Source organism: Clostridium boliviensis (assembly GCF_033342255.1).
In the GTDB taxonomy this organism is placed as follows: Bacteria; Bacillota; Clostridia; order Lachnospirales; family Lachnospiraceae; genus Lacrimispora; species Lacrimispora boliviensis.
On record NZ_JAWONS010000294.1, the window covers coordinates 1 to 507 of the forward strand.

At 60.9% G+C, this 507-nt stretch carries 1 pseudogene; it reads left to right on the forward strand.

Features of this window, described 5'->3' with window-relative positions:
- A pseudogene (locus RZO55_RS21580) lies at positions 1-327 on the forward strand (AAA family ATPase); the annotation flags it as partial.
- Positions 328-507 lie beyond the last annotated feature (180 nt).

Genomic DNA, 507 nt, shown 5'->3' on the forward strand with positions numbered 1-507 from the left:
TGTCTCTACCTCTGGATCCCCTACCCGGATCCCGAGAAGGAGATCCGGATTCTGGAGGCGAAGCTGCCGGGAATCCAGCGGCGATTGGCGGAACAGATCGTCCGCGTCATGGCCCGGATCCGAATGATGGCCCTCCACAAGATTCCCGGCGTCGCGGAAAGCCTGGATTGGGCCCAGGCGCTGATGTCCCTGCACCGGGGGGAGCTGGACAAGCGTTCCTTCCGGGAAACCCTCGGGTGCATCGTGAAGGATCAAGAAGATTGGGAGACCCTTGAGGGGGAACTGGAAAGAGGCGATTTGCTCCGGGAAGCTGGTGTCAAGAATTGAGGGGAATCCGCGCGGCGGGAGGAGCGTTGCATCCCCGCCCCGCACAACGGAGGAGATCCATCCATGGTTTCGTCTTCCCCTATGAAACCCGATCTGGTCGAACACCTGCTCCGATTTTGCCGGGCTCTCCGTTCCCACGGTTTTTCCATCGGTCCCGGCGAGGAGATCGACATGTTTCGC